The 20497-nt window shown below is 72.8% G+C and carries 24 protein-coding genes; 7 read left to right on the top strand and 17 right to left on the bottom strand.

The genetic code is table 11. The annotated features are described in order from the left end of the window. Nucleotides 1-2: 2 nt before the first annotated feature. The gene (locus ACF9IK_RS23115; RefSeq protein WP_395296030.1) at nt 3-749 is read right to left on the bottom strand and encodes an MBL fold metallo-hydrolase; all 747 of its coding nucleotides are present in this window, start codon (nt 747-749) and stop codon (nt 3-5) included. A 186-nt stretch (nt 750-935) separates the two neighbouring features. Continuing rightward, nucleotides 936-1127, bottom strand: coding sequence for a MerR family transcriptional regulator (locus tag ACF9IK_RS23110; protein WP_395296029.1), 192 nt, complete (start codon nt 1125-1127; stop codon nt 936-938). Between the two features lie 184 nt (nt 1128-1311). Here ACF9IK_RS23110 and ACF9IK_RS23105 point away from each other — a divergent pair, with 184 nt between their 5' ends. Then, entirely contained in the window at nt 1312-1770 is a 459-nt protein-coding gene (locus tag ACF9IK_RS23105; RefSeq protein ID WP_395296028.1) for a type II toxin-antitoxin system PemK/MazF family toxin, read from the top strand. A 51-nt stretch (nt 1771-1821) separates the two neighbouring features. On the opposite strand, the gene ACF9IK_RS23100 is transcribed toward ACF9IK_RS23105, so the two are convergent. The 7 genes from ACF9IK_RS23100 to clpS form a co-directional block, all read right to left on the bottom strand. Beyond that, nucleotides 1822-2790, bottom strand: coding sequence for a PLP-dependent cysteine synthase family protein (locus tag ACF9IK_RS23100; RefSeq protein ID WP_395296027.1), 969 nt, complete (start codon nt 2788-2790; stop codon nt 1822-1824). A gap of 80 nt (nt 2791-2870) precedes the next feature. Then, nucleotides 2871-3149 carry a MoaD/ThiS family protein gene (locus ACF9IK_RS23095; RefSeq protein ID WP_395296026.1) on the bottom strand — a complete coding sequence of 93 codons (279 nt, stop codon included), beginning with the start codon at nt 3147-3149 and terminating at the stop codon, nt 2871-2873. 104 nt (nt 3150-3253) lie between these two features. Next, nucleotides 3254-3373 carry a putative leader peptide gene (locus tag ACF9IK_RS23090; protein WP_313763949.1) on the bottom strand — a complete coding sequence of 40 codons (120 nt, stop codon included), beginning with the start codon at nt 3371-3373 and terminating at the stop codon, nt 3254-3256. A 147-nt stretch (nt 3374-3520) separates the two neighbouring features. Further along, complete coding sequence (locus ACF9IK_RS23085; protein ID WP_395296025.1) at nt 3521-3943, bottom strand: Mov34/MPN/PAD-1 family protein; 423 nt, start codon at nt 3941-3943, stop codon at nt 3521-3523. Nucleotides 3944-4008: 65 nt separating this feature from the next. Continuing rightward, the gene (locus ACF9IK_RS23080; protein WP_395296024.1) at nt 4009-5460 is read right to left on the bottom strand and encodes an amino acid permease; all 1452 of its coding nucleotides are present in this window, start codon (nt 5458-5460) and stop codon (nt 4009-4011) included. 199 nt (nt 5461-5659) lie between these two features. Continuing rightward, complete coding sequence (locus ACF9IK_RS23075) at nt 5660-6235, bottom strand: DUF2017 domain-containing protein (protein ID WP_395296023.1); 576 nt, start codon at nt 6233-6235, stop codon at nt 5660-5662. Nucleotides 6236-6333: 98 nt separating this feature from the next. Then, complete coding sequence (gene clpS, locus ACF9IK_RS23070; RefSeq protein WP_395296022.1) at nt 6334-6627, bottom strand: ATP-dependent Clp protease adapter ClpS; 294 nt, start codon at nt 6625-6627, stop codon at nt 6334-6336. A gap of 154 nt (nt 6628-6781) precedes the next feature. On the opposite strand from clpS, the gene ACF9IK_RS23065 reads away from it, so the two are divergent. Together ACF9IK_RS23065 and ACF9IK_RS23060 are read left to right on the top strand one after the other, a co-directional pair. Continuing rightward, on the top strand, nt 6782-8098 hold the full coding sequence (locus tag ACF9IK_RS23065; protein WP_395296021.1) for a nicotinate phosphoribosyltransferase: 1317 nt from the start codon (nt 6782-6784) through the stop codon (nt 8096-8098). A gap of 185 nt (nt 8099-8283) precedes the next feature. Continuing rightward, nucleotides 8284-8874 carry an isochorismatase family protein gene (locus ACF9IK_RS23060; RefSeq protein ID WP_395296020.1) on the top strand — a complete coding sequence of 197 codons (591 nt, stop codon included), beginning with the start codon at nt 8284-8286 and terminating at the stop codon, nt 8872-8874. A gap of 219 nt (nt 8875-9093) precedes the next feature. Here ACF9IK_RS23060 and ACF9IK_RS23055 read toward each other — a convergent pair whose 3' ends face one another. Then, nucleotides 9094-10161 carry a hypothetical protein gene (locus ACF9IK_RS23055; protein WP_395296019.1) on the bottom strand — a complete coding sequence of 356 codons (1068 nt, stop codon included), beginning with the start codon at nt 10159-10161 and terminating at the stop codon, nt 9094-9096. Nucleotides 10162-10427: 266 nt separating this feature from the next. Between ACF9IK_RS23055 and ACF9IK_RS23050 the strand changes: the two genes are divergently transcribed. Next, nucleotides 10428-10988: a hypothetical protein gene (locus ACF9IK_RS23050; RefSeq protein ID WP_395296018.1), complete on the top strand. Its 561-nt coding sequence runs from the start codon at nt 10428-10430 to the stop codon at nt 10986-10988. A 709-nt stretch (nt 10989-11697) separates the two neighbouring features. Next, nucleotides 11698-12279 (top strand): hypothetical protein, encoded by a 582-nt coding sequence (locus tag ACF9IK_RS23045; protein WP_395296017.1) that lies wholly within the window; start codon nt 11698-11700, stop codon nt 12277-12279. Between the two features lie 96 nt (nt 12280-12375). On the opposite strand, the gene ACF9IK_RS23040 is transcribed toward ACF9IK_RS23045, so the two are convergent. Next, nucleotides 12376-12960: a DinB family protein gene (locus ACF9IK_RS23040; RefSeq protein WP_395296016.1), complete on the bottom strand. Its 585-nt coding sequence runs from the start codon at nt 12958-12960 to the stop codon at nt 12376-12378. 369 nt (nt 12961-13329) lie between these two features. Between ACF9IK_RS23040 and ACF9IK_RS23035 the strand changes: the two genes are divergently transcribed. Further along, nucleotides 13330-13902: a GNAT family N-acetyltransferase gene (locus ACF9IK_RS23035; RefSeq protein ID WP_395296015.1), complete on the top strand. Its 573-nt coding sequence runs from the start codon at nt 13330-13332 to the stop codon at nt 13900-13902. Here ACF9IK_RS23035 and mycP read toward each other — a convergent pair. The 4 genes from mycP to ACF9IK_RS23015 form a co-directional block, all read right to left on the bottom strand. Then, nucleotides 13896-15146: a type VII secretion-associated serine protease mycosin gene (mycP, locus tag ACF9IK_RS23030; protein WP_395296014.1), complete on the bottom strand. Its 1251-nt coding sequence runs from the start codon at nt 15144-15146 to the stop codon at nt 13896-13898. The two genes, ACF9IK_RS23035 and mycP, sit on opposite strands and share 7 nt — an antisense overlap. A gap of 116 nt (nt 15147-15262) precedes the next feature. Then, nucleotides 15263-16702, bottom strand: coding sequence for a WXG100 family type VII secretion target (locus ACF9IK_RS23025; protein WP_395296013.1), 1440 nt, complete (start codon nt 16700-16702; stop codon nt 15263-15265). 43 nt (nt 16703-16745) lie between these two features. Further along, nucleotides 16746-17192, bottom strand: a complete 447-nt coding sequence (locus ACF9IK_RS23020; protein ID WP_395296012.1) for a hypothetical protein — start codon at nt 17190-17192, stop codon at nt 16746-16748. Nucleotides 17193-17321: 129 nt separating this feature from the next. Continuing rightward, a complete protein-coding gene (locus tag ACF9IK_RS23015) occupies nt 17322-18071 on the bottom strand; it encodes an endonuclease V (protein WP_395296011.1) in 750 nt (249 codons plus the stop codon). A 263-nt stretch (nt 18072-18334) separates the two neighbouring features. On the opposite strand from ACF9IK_RS23015, the gene ACF9IK_RS23010 reads away from it, so the two are divergent. Then, nucleotides 18335-18595 (top strand): hypothetical protein, encoded by a 261-nt coding sequence (locus ACF9IK_RS23010; RefSeq protein WP_395296010.1) that lies wholly within the window; start codon nt 18335-18337, stop codon nt 18593-18595. A 38-nt stretch (nt 18596-18633) separates the two neighbouring features. Here ACF9IK_RS23010 and ACF9IK_RS23005 read toward each other — a convergent pair whose 3' ends face one another. Beyond that, complete coding sequence (locus ACF9IK_RS23005) at nt 18634-19392, bottom strand: RDD family protein (protein WP_395296009.1); 759 nt, start codon at nt 19390-19392, stop codon at nt 18634-18636. A gap of 102 nt (nt 19393-19494) precedes the next feature. Continuing rightward, nucleotides 19495-20196 carry an RDD family protein gene (locus ACF9IK_RS23000; RefSeq protein WP_395298659.1) on the bottom strand — a complete coding sequence of 234 codons (702 nt, stop codon included), beginning with the start codon at nt 20194-20196 and terminating at the stop codon, nt 19495-19497. Nucleotides 20197-20497 lie beyond the last annotated feature (301 nt).

Below are 20497 nucleotides of genomic sequence, written 5' to 3'. Positions count from 1 at the left end.
GCTCAGATCCGGTAGACGGCGCCGGCCCGGGCGACCTCGACCGGGCCTGCGTAGGCGGCCTCGGCGTCCCGGCGGTTGCGTTCGGCGTCCGTCCACGGCGGGATGTGGGTGAGGACGAGCCGGCGGGCGCCCGCGGCGGTGGCGTGCTCGCCGGCCTCGCGGCCGTTGAGGTGGACGGCGCGGTAGGTGTCGCGGCCGTCGACGTAGGCGGCCTCGCAGAGGAAGAGGTCGGTGTCGCGGGCGAGCTCGACGAGTTCGGCGCTCTCGCCGGTGTCGCCGGAGTAGACGAGGCTGCGGCCGGCGTGTTCGATCCGGAAGGCGAAGGCGTCGACGGGGTGGTTGACCTGGGCGACACCGATCCGGAACGGGCCGAGGTCGAAGCCGCCGGGAGTGAGGGTGCGGAAGTCGAAGACCTCCTTCATGCCGGGGTTCTCGGGCATGTCGTAGGCGCGGGCCAGCCGCTCGGCGGTGCCGGCCGGGCCGTAGACGGGCACCGGATCCGGGCACCCCTCGGCGCGGTAGTTCCGGGCGACCCAGTAGGCACACAGGTCGACGCAGTGGTCGGCGTGCAGGTGGCTGAGCAGGACGGCGTCGACCTGGTAGATGTCGGCGTACTTCTGCAGGGCGCCGAGGGCGCCGTTGCCGAGGTCGAGCACGAGGCGGTAGCCGTCGGCCTCCACGAGGTAGCTGGAGCACGGCGAGTCGGCGGACGGGAAGCTCCCCGAGCACCCCACCACGGTCAGTTTCATCCGAGCCCCTCCGCCCCGACACGTCCTGGCTGCCACTGGTCATGGCAGTGCGGGCCGGGTGAACCGGCCGGTAGCACTGCTCTCGCGTGTGTCGAGGGTAAGGGCGGAGGGGCACTTTGCCCCCGTCTCCGTGCCGCGCTGTGGCTGGAATCACCAGAACGCCGGGAGCGGGGGCGGAACGGCTGATCAGCGGTGGCCGGGGCGCCGGCGGGCCCAGGCGCGGATGGTGTCGGCGTACCAGCGGGGGTGCCCGCTGTCGTCGACGACGTCCGGATCGGGCAGCAGCCCGTGCCGGCGGTAGTTGCGGACGGTCTCCGGCTGGACGTTGATGTGGCGGGCGATCTCGGCGTACGACCACAGGTCGGTGCTGCGGCTCACGGGGTCACCTCCGCGGTGCGTGGGGGCGTGCGCGAACAGCCTTTCCGGCACCCGCGGCGGCGCCACCGCGGAACGGACGCTGTGGTCATACCGTGACGAACCGGGTGCAGGACACGGACAAATCACCGAAGGTCAGGCCGGCATCGGTGGTGGCGGCGGGTCGGGGCCCGGTACGGTTCGCCGCATGACCAACTACTGGTGGCTCGCGCTCTGGGCGGTCGCTGCGGCGGGGGCCGCCCTGGTGGGGGCCCGGCTCCGGGCCCGTCGGCAGGAGCGCCGGGCTCCCGTGCCGACGGCGCCGCCGCGGCCGCGTCCGGCGAAGGGCCGCCCGGGCCCGGCGCCGCAGGAGATCTGGTGGGCGGAGGTGCCGTTCGAGGACGGCCCCGGGGCGAAGGACCGCCCCTGCCTGGTGCTGCGGGTGAACGGGCGGACCGCCACCGTCGCGAAGATCACCAGCAAGCACCACGCCGAGCGCCCGGGGGTGCTGCCGCTTCCGCCCAGCTCGGTGGGCGACCGCCAGGGCCGGACCAGCTGGCTGGAGACGGACGAGCTGCGCGAGGTGCCGCTCGGCGCCTTCCGCCGCCGGGCCGGCGAGGTGGACCGGCAGGTCTGGGCCCGCGCACAGCGGGCCCTGCGGTCCTGAGGCCCCCGGGGCTCGGGCTCGCGCCCCGGGTGCGGCTCGCGCCCTGAGGCGTCAGGCCCAGAGCTGGCCCTGCAGGGCCTCGACCGCGGCCTCGGTCGACTCGGCGGTGTAGATGCCGGTGGAGAGGTACTTCCAGCCGCCGTCCGCGACGACGAAGACGATGTCCGCCCGCTGCCCGGCCGCCGCGGCCTTGCGGCCGGCGCCGATCGCGGCGTGCAGGATCGCGCCGGTCGAGACGCCGGCGAAGATGCCCTCCTGCTGGAGGAGTTCGCGGGTGCGGCGGACGGCGTCGGCGGAGCCGACCGAGAAGCGGGTGGTGAGCACCTCGGCGTCGTACAGCTCGGGGACGAAGCCCTCGTCCAGGTTGCGCAGACCGTAGACCAGGTCGTCGTAGCGCGGCTCGGCGGCGACGATCTGCACCCCGGGGGCCTTCTCGCGCAGGAAGCGGCCGGTGCCCATGAGGGTGCCGGTGGTACCGAGGCCGGCCACGAAGTGGGTGACGGTCGGCAGGTCGGCGAGGATCTCCGGCCCGGTGGTGGCGTAGTGGGCGCCGGCGTTGTCCGGGTTGCCGTACTGGTAGAGCATCACCCAGTCGGGGTGCTCGGCGGCGATCTCCTTGGCCATCCGCACCGCGGTGTTGGAGCCGCCGGCCGCCGGGGAGGGGATGATCTCGGCGCCCCACATCCGCAGCAGTTCGCGGCGCTCCTCGCTGGTGTTCTCCGGCATCACGCAGACCATCCGGTAGCCCTTGAGCTTGGCGGCCATGGCGAGCGAGATGCCGGTGTTGCCGCTGGTGGGCTCCAGGATGGTGCAGCCGGGGGTGAGCAGCCCGGCGGCCTCGGCGCGCTCGATCATGTGCAGCGCCGGGCGGTCCTTGATGGACCCGGTGGGGTTGCGGTCCTCCAGCTTGGCCCAGAGGGTGACCAGACCCTCGGTGTTGCCGGGGACGGCGGCGGAGATGCGTGGCAGGCGGACCAGCGGGGTGTTGCCGACGGCTTCGAGCGGGCTGTCGTAACGCAAGGGGGGCCTCCGGCAACGGCGGTGAGGGTGGGGGCGGCTGCGCCCCCACCCGCGCGGCCGGCGGGCGGGGGCGCGGGCGGTCAGCGGGCGCCGCCGGCCACGGCGGGCAGGATGGTGACGCTGTCGCCGTCGGCGACGGCGGTGGAGATGCCCTCCAGGAAGCGGACGTCCTCGTCGTTCAGGTAGACGTTGACGAAGCGGCGCAGCTCGCCGCCCTCCAGCAGACGGGCGGCGATGCCCGGGTGGCGGGCGTCGAGGTCCTGGAAGAGTTCCCCGAGGTTGTTGCCGGTGCCCTCGACGGCCTTGGCGCCGTCGGTGTAGGTGCGGAGGATGGTCGGGATGCGGACCTCGATGGCCATGGGTGCGCTCCTGTGCGAGTCGTGAGGTGGGAGGGGCCGCAGCGGTCGCGGCAGGGCGGGGAGGGCCCGCGGCGCAAGGCCTGCGGCGGGCCTGGGCGGGCTGCTCAGCGAGCGCGCGCCGGCGTGCGGGGACAGATCGCGCCGGCGTGCCGGCACAGGTCGATGTGCAGGCGCGCCACGAGGCGGGTGCCCGGGGCCTGGTTGCTCACATCGACGGAACGCATGGGCTCATCGTATAGATTCCCGGCCCCGCGGGGACATGCCCGTCTCGGGATCCGGATGTTTCCGTTTCCCCTGGTGAGACGAAACGGCCCGCCGACCGCTCGGGAGGGTCGACGGGCCGCGTCCAGGTGGGGTGCCGGCCAGGCCGCTCAGACCTCGACGACCTGGACGTCTTCCTCTGTGATCTCGCCGTCCACGATGCGGAACGAGCGGAACTGGTAAGGGTCGTCGGGGCCGTTGCCCTCGGCGGTGGAGACCAGGACGTAGTGGGCGAACGGCTCGGAGGCGTAGCTCACGTCGGTGCGCGAGGGGTAGGCCTCGGTCGCGGTGTGCGAGTGGTAGACGATCACGGGCTCCTCGTCCCGCTCGTCCATCTCTCGGTAGAGCTTGAGCAGGTCGCCCGAGTCGAACTCGTAGAAGGTGGGCGAGCGGGCGGCGTTGAGCATCGGGACGAACCGCTCGGGCCGACCGGTGCCGGCCGGCCCGGCGACCACACCGCAGGCCTCGTCCGGATGGTCGGCGCGGGCGTGGGCGACGATGGCGTCGCGCAGTTCTCGTGTGATGGTCAGCATGCGGTCAGGATAGCCACGCCGCGGCGGCCGCCCGCCGGGTGTCCACGGCGTGGTCCACCTGTCGGTCAGCTGCCGCTCCCGGCGTGCAGCTGGCCGTGGGCGACGGCGTCGACGGCCTCCGGGCGGCGGCGCTTGAGCACCTGGTAGCCGATCACCAGGACCACGGCCCAGCAGGGGAAGACGTAGAGCGAGATCCGGTTGTCCTCGTCCAGCGCGATCAGCACGACCACCATGGCGAGGAAGGCGAGCGCGGCCCAGCTGCCCCAGACGCCGCCGGGCGCCTTGAAGGTGGGTGCCGGCAGCCGGCCGCTCGTCCAGGCCCGGCGGTAGCGGATCTGGCTGATCAGGATCATCGCCCAGGTCCAGAGGCCGCAGACGGTGGCGACCGAGGTGATGTACTCGAACGCCCGCGCCGGGACGAAGGCGTTGAGCAGCACGCCGAGACCCATCAGCGCACAGGAGAGGGTGATCGCGGCGGCGGGCGTGCGGCGGGAGTTGAGCGTCGTCAGCCCCTTGGGGGCCTGGCCGCGCAGCGCGAGGTCGCGCAGCATCCGGCCGGTGGAGTACATGCCGGAGTTGCAGGAGGAGAGCGCGGCGGTGAGCACCACGAAGTTGATGATGCCGGCCGCGGCGGGGATGCCGATCTTGCCGAAGGCGGCGACGAACGGGCTGACGCCGGGCTGGAACTCGGTCCACGGGACCAGCGAGAGGATGACCACCAGGGCGCCGATGTAGAACAGCGCGATGCGCCAGGGCAGGGTGTTGATGGCGCGCGGCAGGGTCTTCTGCGGGTCCTCGCTCTCGCCCGCGGTGACGCCGACGAGTTCGACGCCCAGGTAGGCGAACATGACGATCTGAAGGGTCATCACGGTGGCGCCGATGCCCTTGGGGAAGAAGCCGCCGTCCGCCCAGAGGTGGGTGACCGAGGCAGTGTCACCGGCGTCGCTGAAGCCGAGGGTGAGCACGCCGATGCCGATCAGGATCATGCCGATGATGGCGGTGACCTTGACCATGGAGAACCAGAACTCGATCTCGCCGAACAGCTTCACCGAGATCAGGTTGGCCGCGTAGAGGACCACCAGGAAGGTGAGCGCGCTGACCCACTGCGGGATGCCCGGCGCCCAGAACTTCACGTAGACGGCGGCCGCGGTGGTCTCCGCCATGCCGGTGACGACCCAGAACAGCCAGTACGTCCAGCCGGTCACGTAGCCGGCGAACGGGCCGAGGAACTCCCGCGCGTACTCGGCGAAGCTGCCGGAGACCGGTCGGTAGGTGAGCAGCTCGCCGAGCGCCCGCATGATCGCGAAGATCACCACGCCGGCCACGGCGTACGACAGGATCAGGCTCGGACCGGACTTGGAGATCGCGGTGCCGGCGCCGAGGAAGAGGCCCGTTCCGATGGCGCCGCCGATGGCGATCATCTGGATCTGGCGGCTGCCCAGCCCCCGCTGGTAGCCCTCCTCGTCCTGCGCGGCGGGCCCGGTATGGACCTCTTGGTCGTACAGCTGCTCGGCCATGGTGCACCGTCCTGGTGGTTCTCGTGGAGTGGAGCAGTCGTACCACGCAGGGTCCGGATACCGGTGACCATCTGAGCGATATTTGAGCATGGAGTCGCATGGTTTCGCCCGATTCGGACGGATATGACCCGACCCCCCGTCCAGCATGCGGACGGGGGGTCGGGGCGCCCGGGAGACCGGGCAGGATCGGGCCTCGGGATCAGTCCGCGACCGCCTCCAGGAGCGACTCCTGCAGGGCGCCCAGCCACAGGTAGGCCATCACCAGCGGCTTGCGCTCGTCGGAGTCCGGCAGGTTGTAGAGGCCCTGCTCGTCCTCCTCGGTGACGTCCAGCAGTACACCCAGGGTCAGTCGCAGGTCGTTCAGCGCGCCGAGCCAGCGCAGGCAGTCGGCCGCGGGCAGCTTGAGCACCCCGCCCTCGCCGCCGAGCCCGTCCAGCGCCCGGACCACCTGGAGCGCGTCCTCGCGCTTGCGGGCGCGCAGGTCGAGCTCGGTGTAGCGGCGGAACTCGCTGGAGGCCGCCTTGCTCTCGGCGTCCGGCCGCTCCCCCGGATCCCCGTACGCGTCGGGGAAGAGGCGGGCCAGTGCCGGATCGGCGGGCGCCTCGGTCGGCCCCTCGGCGAACAGCGCGGCGAGCGGGTCACCGCCCCCTCCGCCCGGGCCCGGGCCGATCCGCTCCAGCAGCTGCACTTCCAGGGAGCGGAGGATCGAGGCCTCCCACTCGTCCAGCGCGATCACCGCGCTGCCGCCGCCGGCACTCTCGAACAACCCAGCCATCTGTATCGGTCAGCCCGTCTTCGTCGTCTCGGTCGTCTTCGGTGGTGGTGTGCGGGGCGCACGGGAGCCGCCCGGCACGACCGGGCGCGCCGGGCGCGTCAGTCGTGCTGCAGCGTCGCCCAGAGCCCGTAGCCGTGCATCGCCTGCACGTCCCGCTCCATCTCCTCACGCGAGCCACTGGAGACCACCGCCCGGCCCTTGTTGTGCACCTCCATCATCAGCTTCCGGGCCTTGTCCTTCGGGTAGCCGAAGTAGGCCTGGAAGACGTACTGGACGTAGCTCATCAGGTTGACCGGGTCGTTGTGCACGATGGTCACCCAGGGCGTGTCCGGCTCCGCCACCGGCAGGCCTTCGACCTCCGGGCGCTCGATCTCCACGGGCGCGACACTCACCGCCGGGTTCCTCTCAGCCGCTCTTCTCGCACATACCCCTTCAGCCCCCATGCTGCCATCCGGGGGACCTCCGGGCGATTCCACCCCCGGGGCTCGCGAGGGCCCGGGGAGAGAAATCGTCACTCTGACGCTAAGTGGTAGTAGCATCATCTTCATGGACGCCACTTCACTGCCCGCGGCCGGTTCGACCGCGCTGCTCACCGACCGCTACGAGCTCACCATGCTGCAGGCCGCCCTGCGCAGTGGAGCGGCGCACCGCCGCTCCGTCTTCGAGGTGTTCACCCGCCGCCTCCCGAGCGGCCGCCGGTACGGCGTGATGGCCGGCACCGGCCGGGTGCTGGACGCCGTCGAGAACTTCCGATTCACCGCGGCGCAGCTCGACTGGCTGGCCGGCCAGGGCGTGGTCGACGACGACACGCTGCGCTACCTGGCCGACTACCGCTTCACCGGGGACGTCCACGGCTACCCGGAGGGTGAGGTCTACTTCCCCGGCTCGCCGCTTCTCACGGTCTCGGGCACGTTCGCCGAGGCGGTGATCCTGGAGACGGTGATCCTGTCGATCCTCAACTTCGACTCGGCGATCGCGGCCGCCGCCTCCCGGATGACGTCCGCCGCCGGCGGGCGGCCGGTGATCGAGATGGGGGCCCGGCGCGCGCACGAGCAGGCCGCCGTCTCGGCCGCCCGCGCCGCGTACGTGGCGGGCTTCTCCGCCACCTCGGACCTGCAGGCCGGGTTCACCCACGGCATCCCGACCACCGGCACCGCGGCGCACGCATTCACCCTGGTGCACGACAGCGAGCGGGACGCCTTCCAGGCGCAGATCGCCTCGATGGGCAAGGGCACCACGCTGCTGGTCGACACCTACGACCTGCGCGAGGCCGTGCGCACCGCCGTCGAGGTGGCCGGCCCCGAGCTGGGCGCGGTCCGGATCGACTCGGGCGACCTCACCCTGCTCGCCCACCGGGTCCGCCGCCAGCTGGACGAGCTCGGCGCCCACCAGACGAAGATCATCGTCACCTCGGACCTGGACGAGTACGCGATCGCCGCGCTGGCGGCCGCCCCCGTCGACGGCTACGGCGTCGGCACCAGCCTGGTCACCGGCAGCGGACACCCGACCTGCGCGATGGTCTACAAGCTGGTCGCGCGGGCCGGGACCGCGGACGGTCCGCTGGTGCCCGTCGCCAAGCGGGCGGCCGGCGGCAAGACCAGCGTCGGCGGGCGCAAGTGGGCGGCCCGCCGGCCCGACGCGGACGGGGTGGCCGAGGCCGAGGTGGTCGGCACCGGGCCGGTCCCGGCCGAGTTGGAGCCGCACCTGCTGCAGGTGCCGCTGGTGCTGGCCGGCGAGGTCGTCGGCCGTGAGCCGCTGAGCGCGGCGCGCGAGCGGCACGTCCGGGCACGGGCGGCCCTGCCACTGTCGGCCACCCAGCTCTCCAAGGGCGACCCGGTGCTGGCGACCGAGCTGATCCTCTGACAGCCGGCGGCGGTGGCCACGGGCGGGCGGCGGGACGGGCGGGCGCGACAAGCGGAGGTCCGTGCACCGCCGGGCCCTCCCGGGCCTTCCGCCTCCGGGTGCCACTGCCTACAGTCGACCTTAGAGTTCCCACCGGAAGCGCACAGAACAAGCGCAACCGTCCCCCACTACCGAGGATGCGAGCCATGCACCGGGCACTGATCGTCGTCGATGTGCAGAACGACTTCTGCGAGGGCGGCAGCCTGGCCGTCGCCGGCGGGGCCGAGGTCGCCGCCGCGATCACCGACCTGATCGCCGAGTCCAGCCCCGGCTACCACCACGTCCTCGCCACCCGGGACAACCACATCGACCCGGGCGACCACTTCTCCGACGACCCGGACTACGTCACCAGCTGGCCCGTGCACTGCGTGGCTGGCACCGAAGGGGTGGGCTTCCACCCCAACTTCGCCCCGTCCGTGACCTCCGGCGCGATCGAGGCGGTCTTCGACAAGGGCGCCTACTCGGCGGCGTACAGCGGCTTCGAGGGCGTGGACGAGAACAACCGCGGTCCGATCGAGTGGCTGCGCGAGCGTCAGGTCACCGAGGTGGACGTGGTCGGGCTGGCCACCGACCACTGCGTCAAGGCCACTGCCCTGGACGCGGCCCGGGCCGGCTTCACCACCCGCGTCCTGCTGGACCTCACGGCCGGGGTGGCGCCGGAGACCACGGCGGCCGCGCTGGCGGAGCTGCGGGCGGCCGGGGTCGAGCTGGTCGGTGCGCCGGTGGTGCAGGGCTGACCCGCCGGGGCCGGGGCCGCTCGGCCACCTGACACCTGGTCTCACCTGACCGCCGGATTCGGTGGGGCGGGTGGGGCGGGTGGGGCGGATGGCGCGGCAGGTCGGGTGGATCGAGCGGGCGGGCGGGGCACGGCTGGGCGGGCTGGGCGGGCGGCCTGGCCGGTGGGGACGGCGACCTGGCCACCGGGGCGAACACCCCGGTCCCCGCATCCGCGCAGGTCAGCCCTCGGTGACCAGCAGCTCCACCACGTCGGTGCCGCCCTCCCGGAAGGCCTCCCGCAGCTCGGCGCCGACGGCGTCGGGCTCCGCGGCCAGCCGGGCGCCGGAGAGGTAGACCACCCGGATCCCCAGGTACTCCATCCGGTGCTGGCCGCCGCGCACCCAGGCGGCCTCCCCCTCGCTGACGCACCGCAGGTCCGAGTCCACCTCCACTGCGACGCCCTCCTGCGGCCAGTAGAGGTCCGGTACCGCGATGTAGGTACCGCCGCGCATCCGCAGCTCGGGCCCGGCCAGCGGGGCGGGCAGCAGCCACTCGTCCACCAGGGCGCCGAGCCGCTCCAGCACCGCCTCCCGCTCGGAGGCCAGCAGCTCGTCCAGCGCGGCCCGCACCCGGGCGTCGCCGACCAGGCCGGACTCGGTCAGCTCGGCGGCCAACTCCCTTACCGTGCAGCGGATCTCGGGGCGGCTCACGGCCTCCCGCAACACCTCGCGGATCGGCAGCGCGACGCCCGCGCCGAACGCGGGGGCGGCCCCCTCCACGGCCCCCTCCGCAGCCCCCTCCGTGACCCCGTCGGCCGTCCACTCGGCCAGCGCGTCGGCCACCGCCCGGGCGACCGGCGCACAGGCCAGGCCGTGCACCGAGCGGGCCACCAACTCCCTTTCGGTGCGCCGGATCCGGACCTCGCCGGCATCCTTCAGCCGACGCTGACGGGGCACCAGAACGTCCACCCCGGTGACGGCGGGCAACCGGGGCACCGCAGCGAAGCCGTACAGCGCGAGCGCGGCGGTTCCGGTGATCACCGCCCCCTCCCGACGCCCCTCCTCCCGGCCGTTCTGCGCCGCGTAGAGCAGGGCGGCCCACATCCGCTGCTCCGGCGCGGGCTCGCCGGACTGCAGCAGGTAGACCCGGGGCAGCAGGCGCTGCCAGGGGCCGCCCCGGCGGCAGTGCTCGGTGATGATCCGTGCCGGCACACCCCGGGCCCGCAGCTGGCTGGCGGTGACGACGTTCTGCTGACGCTTCGCCAGCTCCTCCAGGGACGGGGGCGGCGAGGGAATCCGGTAGCTCATGCGGACACCATCCCCAACAGCTCCGGCGGCCCATCGGCCACCTGACGCACTGTTACCCAACCGTCGCGAAACCGGGACCACTCCGCACTAAAGTCCTCATACCCTCACCCATTCGGAGTATTAGCGCTTATATGGTTGTCATCTTTACTCCCGCCCCATCATCCGCTGTTCCCACGACCAGGTCGTCTGACCGTGAGTGACCAAGGGCATACGGAAAACACCCTCCGCGCGTCACTCCCGCTCCCTGGATTGCCTACCCTTAGTTCATGTCACGTGACGAGACCGCCGGCCTCCGCGCGGCCCAGCTCCGCCTCGGCCGCCTGCCCGGATACGTCCGCCGGCCGGACCCGGCCCGCCGCAGCGGCGCAGAGGGCCATACGTACAAAAAGGGCTGGGAGGTCCGCTTCACCGCCCGCAGCGAAGCGGAGATAGCCGAGATCCGCGATCTGGTGGTCGCCGCCGGATTCGCCCCCGCCAGACCCTTCTTCAAAGGCCATCAGCTCATCCAGCCGGTGTACGGGATGGCCGCCGTGCAGGCCTACCTGGCCGCCAGAGAGGCGGCCGAGGAACACGCCACCCGGGCGGCCGGCCGCGGCCGGCGCAGCACCGGCGAAACCGCCCGCAAGGTCGGGAAGCACGCCGTTCCGGCGGCGGACGCGGTAGAGGCGGCGGCCACCGCGGCGGCGGCAGCGGCGGCGACGGCAGCGGCCACCGCCAGGGCCGAGCTGGCCCGACGGCGGGCCGTCGAGGCGTTCCCCACCCAGCGCGAACGGTGCGCCGTGACGGACGGCCTGGCATCCCCCGCGGAGGCCCGACAGCCACACTGATCGAACGTCACTCCGCGGGCGCACACCCTTCGCCGCCCCCGCCGCCCCCGTCACCGACCCCGCCGCGGTCCTTCCGCGGCGGCAGCACCGGACGGCAGTCCGCCGCCCACGGGGCCGACCGGCGAGCGACCGCGGACACCCAGCCGCCCCTGCCATCGGCTCGCGCCACGGCCCCGCGCCCGGCCCGCGCCACACCTCCTCCCCGACCGTGCCACCCACCCGGCGCGCCACCACCCATGGGAGCGCGCCCTCACGCCCGCACGCCCACTTCCGCACCCGCCTCCACCGCCCCGCGCGCGACCGGGAGCGCGGGTGCGGCTTCACGCCGTAGGTGTGGACGCGACCCGGCGGACCGCCTACGGTGGCCCCTCAACACCCTGCGCCCACTCCTCACCCACCCCCGCCGGTCACTCCCTGCCAACCGGCCACGACGCCCACACGCCAAGGCTCCCGGCAGCTCCGCACGTCACCTCGGCCACCGGCCTCGCCACCCCGCCGCCGGCCGCCCCGCTCCCCTCGCTCCACCCTGTGCGCCCCGCGCCGACCCGTCGGCCGCCGGCCCCGCCCCCGGCCACCACCGGAACCGGCCGCGCGATGGCACCTTCTGGGCATTCAATCCGATTGGTCACCCAGCGCACCGAGCGCCTACCGTAGAGTGAGCACAGATGATCGACCGTCAGATTCCCATCTCACTTGCCGAGAAGCCGAGATGACCAATCGTCACGACAGCGGTGCCGAGCCTCCCCCGGGGCTCGGCGAAACGCCGGCCGTACCGCTGGAGTTCGCGGCGTTCTGCGAGCTGCACCGGCCGCGCTACCTCAGCTATGCCCGGGTCTGGCTGCCCGAGCGGGCCGAGGCTGCCGCAGCGGTCCAACAGGCCTTCGCCGAAATAGCCGTCCACTGGCGAGAGTTGCTGGGAAGTTCGAATCCGACGGCGCACGCCTGGCAGATCCTGCGCGAAACCGTCGCCGCTCACAGCACCGGCGGGGCGGTGGGCGCCGGCTCCGCCGGCACTGACCGCCGGACCACGGACGACCTCGCCGCCGGCGGGCCGGCCGCGGACGGCGGGACCACCGACGGCCGCACCGCGGACGGCGGGACCGGTCCGGGGCTGGGTGCGTACCTGAGCACCGTGGACCGGGCCGACCGCCCGCCGGACGACGACCTCGCCATCCTGCACTACGTGGTCGGCCTCGCCGCTCCGGAGATCGCCGACGTCATCGGCACCGACACCGCCAGCGTGGCCGGCCGGCTCCGCCGCACCATGTTGCGCGAGGCCTCCGGCTGGTGACCCCGGGGACGGCCGGGTGGCGGGCGAGGGAGTGGGAGGTGGTCGCGTAGCGGGTGATCGCGTGGCGGGCGGGACGTGGAGGGCGGGTGCGGTGGTTCAGGCGCGCTCACCCGTCACGTCGTAGAGGTGGTGGACCGGGTCGTGGACCAGGTAGCCGGCGAACGACTCGACCGTGAACCGCGCACCGTCGCTGCGGTTGCCCGTGCGCAGCCACTGCTCGCCCTCGACCCGCTCGAACGCGTCCGCGAGGACCCGCGCGGCCTCGGCCAGATCGGCCGCGACCGTCTTCGGCACCTGCTCCCCGTACCGCTCGGTGACGGCCGTCGCGTCCTGGTCCCAGTTCGGGAAGTCCGGGCCGTCCTGGTCGAGCATGAGGTCCAGCCGGAACCGGAACAGGCGGAAGACGTCGCGCACGTGGCAGGCGTACTCCAGGTCCGACCAGGTGTCCGGAGCGGGCCGGCGGCGCAGCTCCGCCCCGTCCCCGGCCAGTACGGTCACCCAGGCCTCGGCGTTGGCCCGGATCAGCCCGGGGACGGCCGTGCGCGTCACGGCGCCGGAGTCCAGGCCGCAGTCCGGGCAGGGCCGCTCCAGGACCCAGGTCCAGTCCTTGGTGTCGGGGACGATGCCCTCGGAGGGGGCGGTGCCGTCGGTGGCGTCGGGCTGCTGCTCAGGGGTGGTCATGCGTCCAGGATGGCCGGGCCGGTCGCCCTGCCACCAGCGGCGTCAGCGCCAGCCGGCACCGAAATCCTGCCAGCCGGGCCACGGCCCCATGCCGTGTTCTAGGCGGCGCGGGTGGCCCCCCAGGTGATCGGCGACCGCATCGCCCGGGCCGACCTCGCCGGAGCACTGGTCGACCGGCTCACCGCACCGACCCACCACCGGGAGCAGATCGCCGTCGCCGGGTAGTGGGGGGGGAGGGCGGCGGGTCTCGCGTGGCCCCGAAAATCCGTGGTCGGGGGCCGGAGGCGCGGGCCATGCTAACCCCGAGGATCATCCGCGGCGCAGGCCATCGCCGCCCGCCATCGACCGGGAAGCCCGAGGGACACCACCGTGATCAACGACGCCGCGCTCGTCGAGAAGCCCACCCTGCACAGCCCGTTGGTCACGCTCGTCCCGCTGAGCGCCCGCCACAGCGAGTCCGTGTGGGAGGCGGTCCTCGACGAGGAGACCAACCGGCTCACCGGCAACCGCCGGGCCTTCACCCGCGACGAGATCCAAGACTGGTGCACCACCCGGCCCGATCAGCCGGACCGCCTCGACCTCGCCATCGAGGACCCCGCCACCGGCCGCTTCCTCGGCGAACTCGCCCTGAACGGCCTCGACCGCGACAACGCGTCCGCGAGCTTCCGGATCGCCCTGACCCCCGAGAGCACGGGCCGCGGCATCGGCACCGCCGCGACCCGTCTCCTCCTCCGCCACGCCTTCGAGGAGGTCCGCCTCCACCGCGTCTCGCTGGAGGTCTACGACTACAACCCGCGCGCCGCCCGCGCCTACGAGAAGGCCGGCTTCACCCTCGAAGGCCGCGCCCGCCAGGCCCACCGTTGGGACGGCCGCTTCCACGACGTCCTCCACATGGCCGCCCTGCGCGACGAATGGCTCGCCGCGGACGTCACGCCTCACTGATACGGCGGCACCTGTCGCGGCGGAGACTGCGCCCCCGCGTACGGGTGGGCGGGCGGCGGCGGATAGGCGGCGGCAGCAGCCCGCCGCCGCGACCGCACCAGCAGCCCCACGGCCACCCCGGCGACCACCAGCACCCCGAGCACTCCGGCCCCGATCAGCGTGTACGTGATCCCGGGATTCCCCTCGGCCCCGGCCACCGGCACATCAACCGGCGGCAACGCGACCGCGTCATCGGTAGGATCCCCGGCCGCCGGCGCCCCCTGCGACTCCCCCCGCCCGAGCAGCGGATTCTCCTTGGGCCCACCATCCACGGCGGGATTGGGCTCCAGAGCCTTGGCGGGATCAACAATCCCATAACCGTAGTGTGCATTGGGCACCGACGAGCCATCCGCCGGGGAAGAAGCACTCTTGATCATCCGATTGATGACCTGCCCGGCTGACAGATTGGGATACTTCGAGCGAATGAGTGCTGCCGTGCCGGAAACGTAGGCTGTTGCATCGGAGGTGCCATCACCGATCCCATAACTACTGGCCGACTTGGCCGTCGCACGGTAGACCTCGACACCTGGTGCTGACAATGTGGTTTCAGGTCCGGATGTGGACTTCTCCCACACCACTCCCTGTTCATTCACTGCTGCCACCGCGATCACTCCGGGGTAGGCGGCCGGGTACTCGACCCCCGCGCCCTTGTCTCCGTTGTTCCCGGTGGATGCGACGAGAACAACGTCCTTGGAAACCGCATAGGCGATCGCAGCCCGCGCCTCGGAATCGAGTCGCCCAGAGCCTCCGATCGACATATTGATGACCCTGGCCCCGTGATCCACCGCAAATCTCACGGCCAGCGAAACGTCGGACTGCTGCAGCTCGGGGGATTCGCCGTTGGCCCTGATCTTGACGGGCAGGATCTTCGCCTTTGGTGCGAGGCCCATGATCCCGGCCCGGGAACCATGTCCAGTGCCTGCGATCAGGCTCGCCATCCCGGTGCCGTGACCATCACTGTCGACCCGGCCGTCCGTTCGACCCCCTGAGAAGTCACCGCCGGGCAGCACCTGCCCGGCGAGGTCCTGGTGCTCTCCCATGACACCACCGTCCACAACTGCGACGATGACGCCCTCACCCTGACTGACCGGCCATATCCTCGTCTCGGCCTGGTACTTCTTCAGAGGCCACTGCGAATCTCGAATCTGGTCGGCGCCTGCCGGATACGTTGCCGTTCCCCACAACAAGGCTCCAGCAGCAAGCACGGCTGTCCCGCGCCCTACTCGACTGCTCGTCAAGCCCGCTCACCCCACTCAGCGAAGCGTCCCCATAAATGGTCTGCGGGACGGCCGTTCATCGGTCTGTCCTGTGCCGGACAGGGTCATTCCACCACGTTCGGGTTCACGGGCTTGTCCGACGCCCAGGTCTCCTCGTCCTCGGTGAGATAGTCCGGGCGCTTACCGCCCCTCTCCTCATCCTTCTTACGCCGCTGGCGATCGGTGAGCGGCATCCCCGTTCCCATACCGCTCGCGGCATTCGTGCTCGACTCCGACCTCACCCGGTTCCTAGCCCCGAGGCCGGATCCACCCTCGGTGAAGGCCTGCTTCGCACCGGAGCCGCCGCCAGAACGGCCGGCGTCACCGAAAGCTGTTCCAGACCTCCCCGGCAGAGATGCAGCAGAGCGCTCCCCGGCGGCAGCTCGACCGCCCGCGCGGTATCCCCCCTCATAGACCTCGCCCGCGCCGAACGTCGTACCAGCTTGAGCAGAAGCCCGTCCGGGGGCATTGGTCCGGCCGGACCCGTCGCCCTGTGCCCCAGCTTTTCCCTGGATTCCGGGAACTCCACCCGGCGGGCCAAAAACTGGTCCACCACCGCCGGTGGGTCCGGGGACACCCGGACCGCTCCCGCCGGGACCTGCAAGAATTCCAGGGGTGGCAGGGCTCCCAGGTGTGGTGGAGAGGACGTTGGTCCCCGACGTGAGGGGAGCCGTGGCCCTCGCCCCATCGGCTCCCGTGCCTGGCCCATGGTGGACGACGGACAGCGGCTTGGGAGCGGACTGCGCCGTGCCCCCCTTGATGCCGGAGTCTGTCGGTGCTGGCGACGTTGCCTTCACAGTCGGCGCCTTCGGTTCCGCCCCGCCAGCCTTCTGCAACCGAGGCACAGGGCTACTGGAAGGAGACTGCACTGATCCTGTACCGGCATAGCCGATTCCCGTCATCACGGCGCTCAGCGCGGGCGCACCGTCAGAAGAATCGGTCGGCGAAACATCACGGACGTCGTCGCGGTACTTCGGCGGTGGGGGTGGGGGTAGTGGGGGCTTGAGGATAGGGGCGGCCACGCGGTAGTGCATGGCGAGGGTCTGCATGACGGCTGCGGCTTCGACCTTCTTCTGCTGCGCGATCGCCGTCTTGGTGTCCTCGTCGTCGCCGCCGAAGAGGGCGGAGACGGTGTCGCCGACGCCGTCGGTGAACTGGTCCCAGCCGCTGGGCTCTTCGGGCATGTCGCGCTTGGCCTTGGCGATGGCCTCGGAGAGGGACTTGAGGGTGTTGGCGGCGTCGTTGGCGTAGGAGGCCGCATTGTTGATGGTGTTGGCGAGGTGGAGCATGCGGCTGTGGAAGGCGTCACTGGTGGCGCCCTCCCAGGTGAGGGCCGTCTCGGTGCTGGCGCGGGTGAGGGTGGCCCGGATCGCCTTGAGGGTGTCGGAGGCGCGGCGCCAGGGGTCACTGGCGGCCATCACCCCACCGGGGTCGAGGGCCTGGGCCATCCTCCGGAGTTCGGCGTGGCTGTAGTCGTTGAACTTGGTGTAGTCCATCGCGTTCATCGGCGGCCGCCTCCGTTCTCTCCGGGGTCCGGACGTTCAGTGCTCACCGCTCGGACTTCCCGCCGTGGTGTCGGGCCGGGGCCACGGTCCGGGTGTAGGCGGCGGTGCTGGTGGCGGACGGGGTGGCGACCGACCAGCCGTCGTCGCCGAGCTTGAGCTTGCCCGATGTGCGCTGCTCCTGCTCCTCGTAGTTGGTGGCGGTGAGTTCGGCCCTCTTCTGGGCGTCGTCGACAGCCTCCTGGAGCTGGTTGAGCACGTCGCGCAGGCCGTCCCGCATGGCCTGGTAGCGGTTGTGCAGCTCGGCGGCCTCGGCGAAGGTGCCGAAGGCGCTCTTGCCGACGGCGCTCTGGCCGTGGGTCGTGGTGCCGTCGGCATGGCGCTGGAACTCGGCCAGCAGCAGCCGCACCTGGGCCGCGAAGGCCCTCAGCTGTTCGACCTCGACGCGGTAGCCGTTGCCGCCCCCGCCGGTCGATCCGGTCCCCGTAGCCATGTCGGCGCCTCCCCCGTTCGTGCGTCCGTAGCCCACTGTCCCGTACTGCTGCCGGAGAGACATGTGTAACACATGGCCCGCCCCGACAGAACGGGGCTCCGGACGTTCCGCGAGCCGCCTGGCGCGCCGTCAGTTCGTGGGCGTCCCCCGCTGCAGCCCGGCGAGGGTCCGGCGGCAGAGCGAGTCGGCGTGACGGGTGGTTTCGGGCAGCCGGTACCGGCGGGCGAGGGCCAGGGTGGTGTCGACGGCCTCCGTCAGACCGATGCGGTGTCCGACCGAGACGAACACCGGCTTGACGCCGGCCCGGGTGCGGACGGCGCGCCCGACCTCCTCGCCGGTGGCCGGGTCGGTGAGCGGGCTCCAGGAGCCACGGGGTGCGTCCGGCTCGTGGTGGTCGAAGGTGAACGGGGTCTTGGCGACGCCGATGGTCCGCAGGCCGGTGAGTACACCGAGGTGGCTGGCCAGGCCGAGGCGGCGCGGGTGGGCGAGACCGTAGCCGTCGCAGACGACCGTGCCGGGAGTGCGGGCGAGCCGGCCGAGGGCGCCGAGCACCGCGGGGAGTTCCCGGAAGGCGAGCAGGCCTGGGATGTAGGGGAAGGCGACCCGGTCGACGGCGGTGGTCTGCTCGACCACGGCCAGGGTGTCGAGGTCCAGCACCACGGCCGCGGCGACCACGAGGTCCCGCTCCTCGTCGTAGGCGACGTCGACCCCGGCGATCAGGCGGTCGTCCGGCGTCGCCCCGGAGCCGGACGCCACACCCGGGTCGGGCGACGGCGCCGGGCCGTAGGGCCGGACGAGTGGGCGCAGCCGCTCCTGTTCGGCGATCGCCGCGGCCTCGTTGGTGGGCCGATCGGCGGTGGACCATGCGAAAGCGGGCACGGTGTCTCCCCCTGGGTGCCTGGACGGTGCGGGACGGTGCGGGACGGTGCGGGACGGTGCGGGACGCGGAACGGTCCGGTCCCGCCTCACCGTACCGACCGGGGCGGACGACCCCGCGGTGAGCCCGTGCGCCCCCCGTGCCCCGGGTTCGACGGGTCAGGCTGCACTTACGGGGCTCCCCCACCGGGTAGGACATCCATTACGGCACCAGTTGCCCACGACACCACCCGCCCGTTCCCCCCGACGCGCGAAGGACCGACGCCATGCCGCGCCCGACCACCGCCCGGATCTGCCTCGGCACCTTCACCGTCGTCGTCTCCACCGTGGCCCTGCTGGCCGTCTCGGGCGCCGCAGGCGTCCTGGAGGTCACGGTACTGGTGGGCTTCGCGCTCACGCTCGGGACGCTGGTGACGCTGTTGCCGCGGTCCACCGCCGCCCGGCGGGGCGTGTCCGGGTCGGCGCCCTCGCCCAAGCCCGCGCCCGGCTCCGCGCCCGCCGGGCACGGCTACGCCCGGCAGCGCTGAGGCGCCACCGGGCGCTCGCCCGGGACGATGAGACCCGCTCAGGCCGTCGAGACCACGACGGTCTTGGCGGCCTTGTCGTGGATGCACTGGCGGTACGGCTTGTCGAAGACGCCGAACAGGCCGTCGATCACCCACCAGAGGGCGGCGCAGCAGAGTACCGCCGGGAGGATGAAGACGGCCGCGCGGGTCCAGGCGGCGGCCGGCGTCGGCACGTTGCCGTCGACCAGCATGGCGACGCGGATCTTCATCGCCTTCATGCCGAAGGTCTGGCCGTCCCGGCTGAACATCACACCCTGGTAGACCAGGTACAGGCCGCAGGCGACCCAGAAGGCGCCGGCGGAGCCGGAGCGGTCACTGAGACTGGCGAAGGGCAGTACCACGATCAGGCCCACGATCTGCACCAGCAGGTAGTCGATCACCGTGGCGAGGATCCGGTTCGGCCAGCTGCCGAGCGGCGGCATCCCGGGAACCGGGCCGGCGCCGGGCGTGCCGTAGCCGGTGGGGCCCTGGCCGGGCGGCGGCTGGTCGTACGGCGATTGCCCGTAGGGGCTCTGGCCGTACGGAGAACCACCGGGCGCACCACCGTAGTTGCCCCCGTACGCGCCGGGCCGGTCGTACGGGCTGCCGGATGGCGGCGGGGTCGGTCCGGGTGGCGGGGTTGAGCCGGGCGGCGGAGTTCCGTCCGGCTCGGACGGCGCACCTTCCGGCGTGCCGCCACTCGGCTGCGGGGGCTGCTTGTCGAAGGAGGGCTGGCCGCCCCCCTCCGGTTCGGGGCCTGAGGGATTGTAGGTGCTCATGCCCCGAGTAGAACATCACACATTCACCGAACTTCGGACATTCTGTCCGTTTTGCCCTCGAACGTGCCCGAGGAGCCGCAGCCCTCCCCCGGGCGCCCGGGGTCAGCTCCGGACGACGCGGGTGCCGGCCGTGCGGTCGTGCCAGCCGCGGCGGGCGGGGCGGTCGAACACCGGCCAGACCAGGCCGAGCAGCAGCACCGCAGAGACGTTCCTGACCAGCCATCGGACGAGCGAGCGGCCGAACGGCAGCCGGGCCCCGGTCGCGGCGGGGCCCACGGCGACCACCTTGATCCGGGCCAGCCGCTTGCCGAAGGTCTGGCCGGTGCGCGCGGTCGGCAGGACCTCGTAGAGCAGGCCGACGAAGGCCAGGATGCCGAGCAGGACGGCGGCCTTGCCCACCACGACACCGTCCACCAGCCAGACGTCGACCTGGCGGTGGGTGAGCGAGCTGGCCATCCGGGCCTGGTCGAGTTTCTGCTGGACGTGGGTCAGCGCGGAGCTGCCGAGCGGGACGGCGGCGGCGGTGGCGACGACGACGAGCACGACGGTGTCCACCAACCGGGCGGCCAGTCGGCGCCCCAGCCCGGCCGGGACGGGCGCCGCGGCCCGGCGGCGTGCGGCGGACCGGGCCGCGGCCCCGGAGCGCTGGGCGGACCCGGCGGCCGGGCGGGCGGCGGGCCCAGGGCGAGGGGCGGCCCAGGAGCGGTCGGCGACCGTGGCGGTGAGGGCGGTCGGAGCGGGGGCGGACGCGGGTGCGGGGGATGCCTGAGCGGGGGCCTCCTGGACCGGCGCCGGTACGGGCACGGGCGCGAACGCCTGCGCAGGCGCAGGCGCGGGTGCGGGCGCGGGCCCGGCGATCCGGACGGGCCCGGCACCGGCGGCGAGCGTCCGGGCGACAGGAGCGAGAGCGGGAACGCGGGCGGGCGCTGCAGCCGGCTCCGGCTCGCGCGCCGGAGCCGGCGACTGCGCCGGCATCGCTCCGGCGACCCTCAAGGCCACCACGGGCGGCTCGCCTCCGGCGCCCCCCGCCGGGCCCGCCGCCCCGCGATCCGCCTCGGCCCGCGCATCCCCGTCCGTGCCCGGCGACGGCTGCGCCGTCGGCAGC

Origin of the sequence: Kitasatospora hibisci (assembly GCF_043950205.1) — a bacterium.
GTDB lineage: Bacteria > Actinomycetota > Actinomycetes > Streptomycetales > Streptomycetaceae > Kitasatospora > Kitasatospora hibisci.
This window is presented reverse-complemented; position numbering and strand designations above follow the sequence as displayed.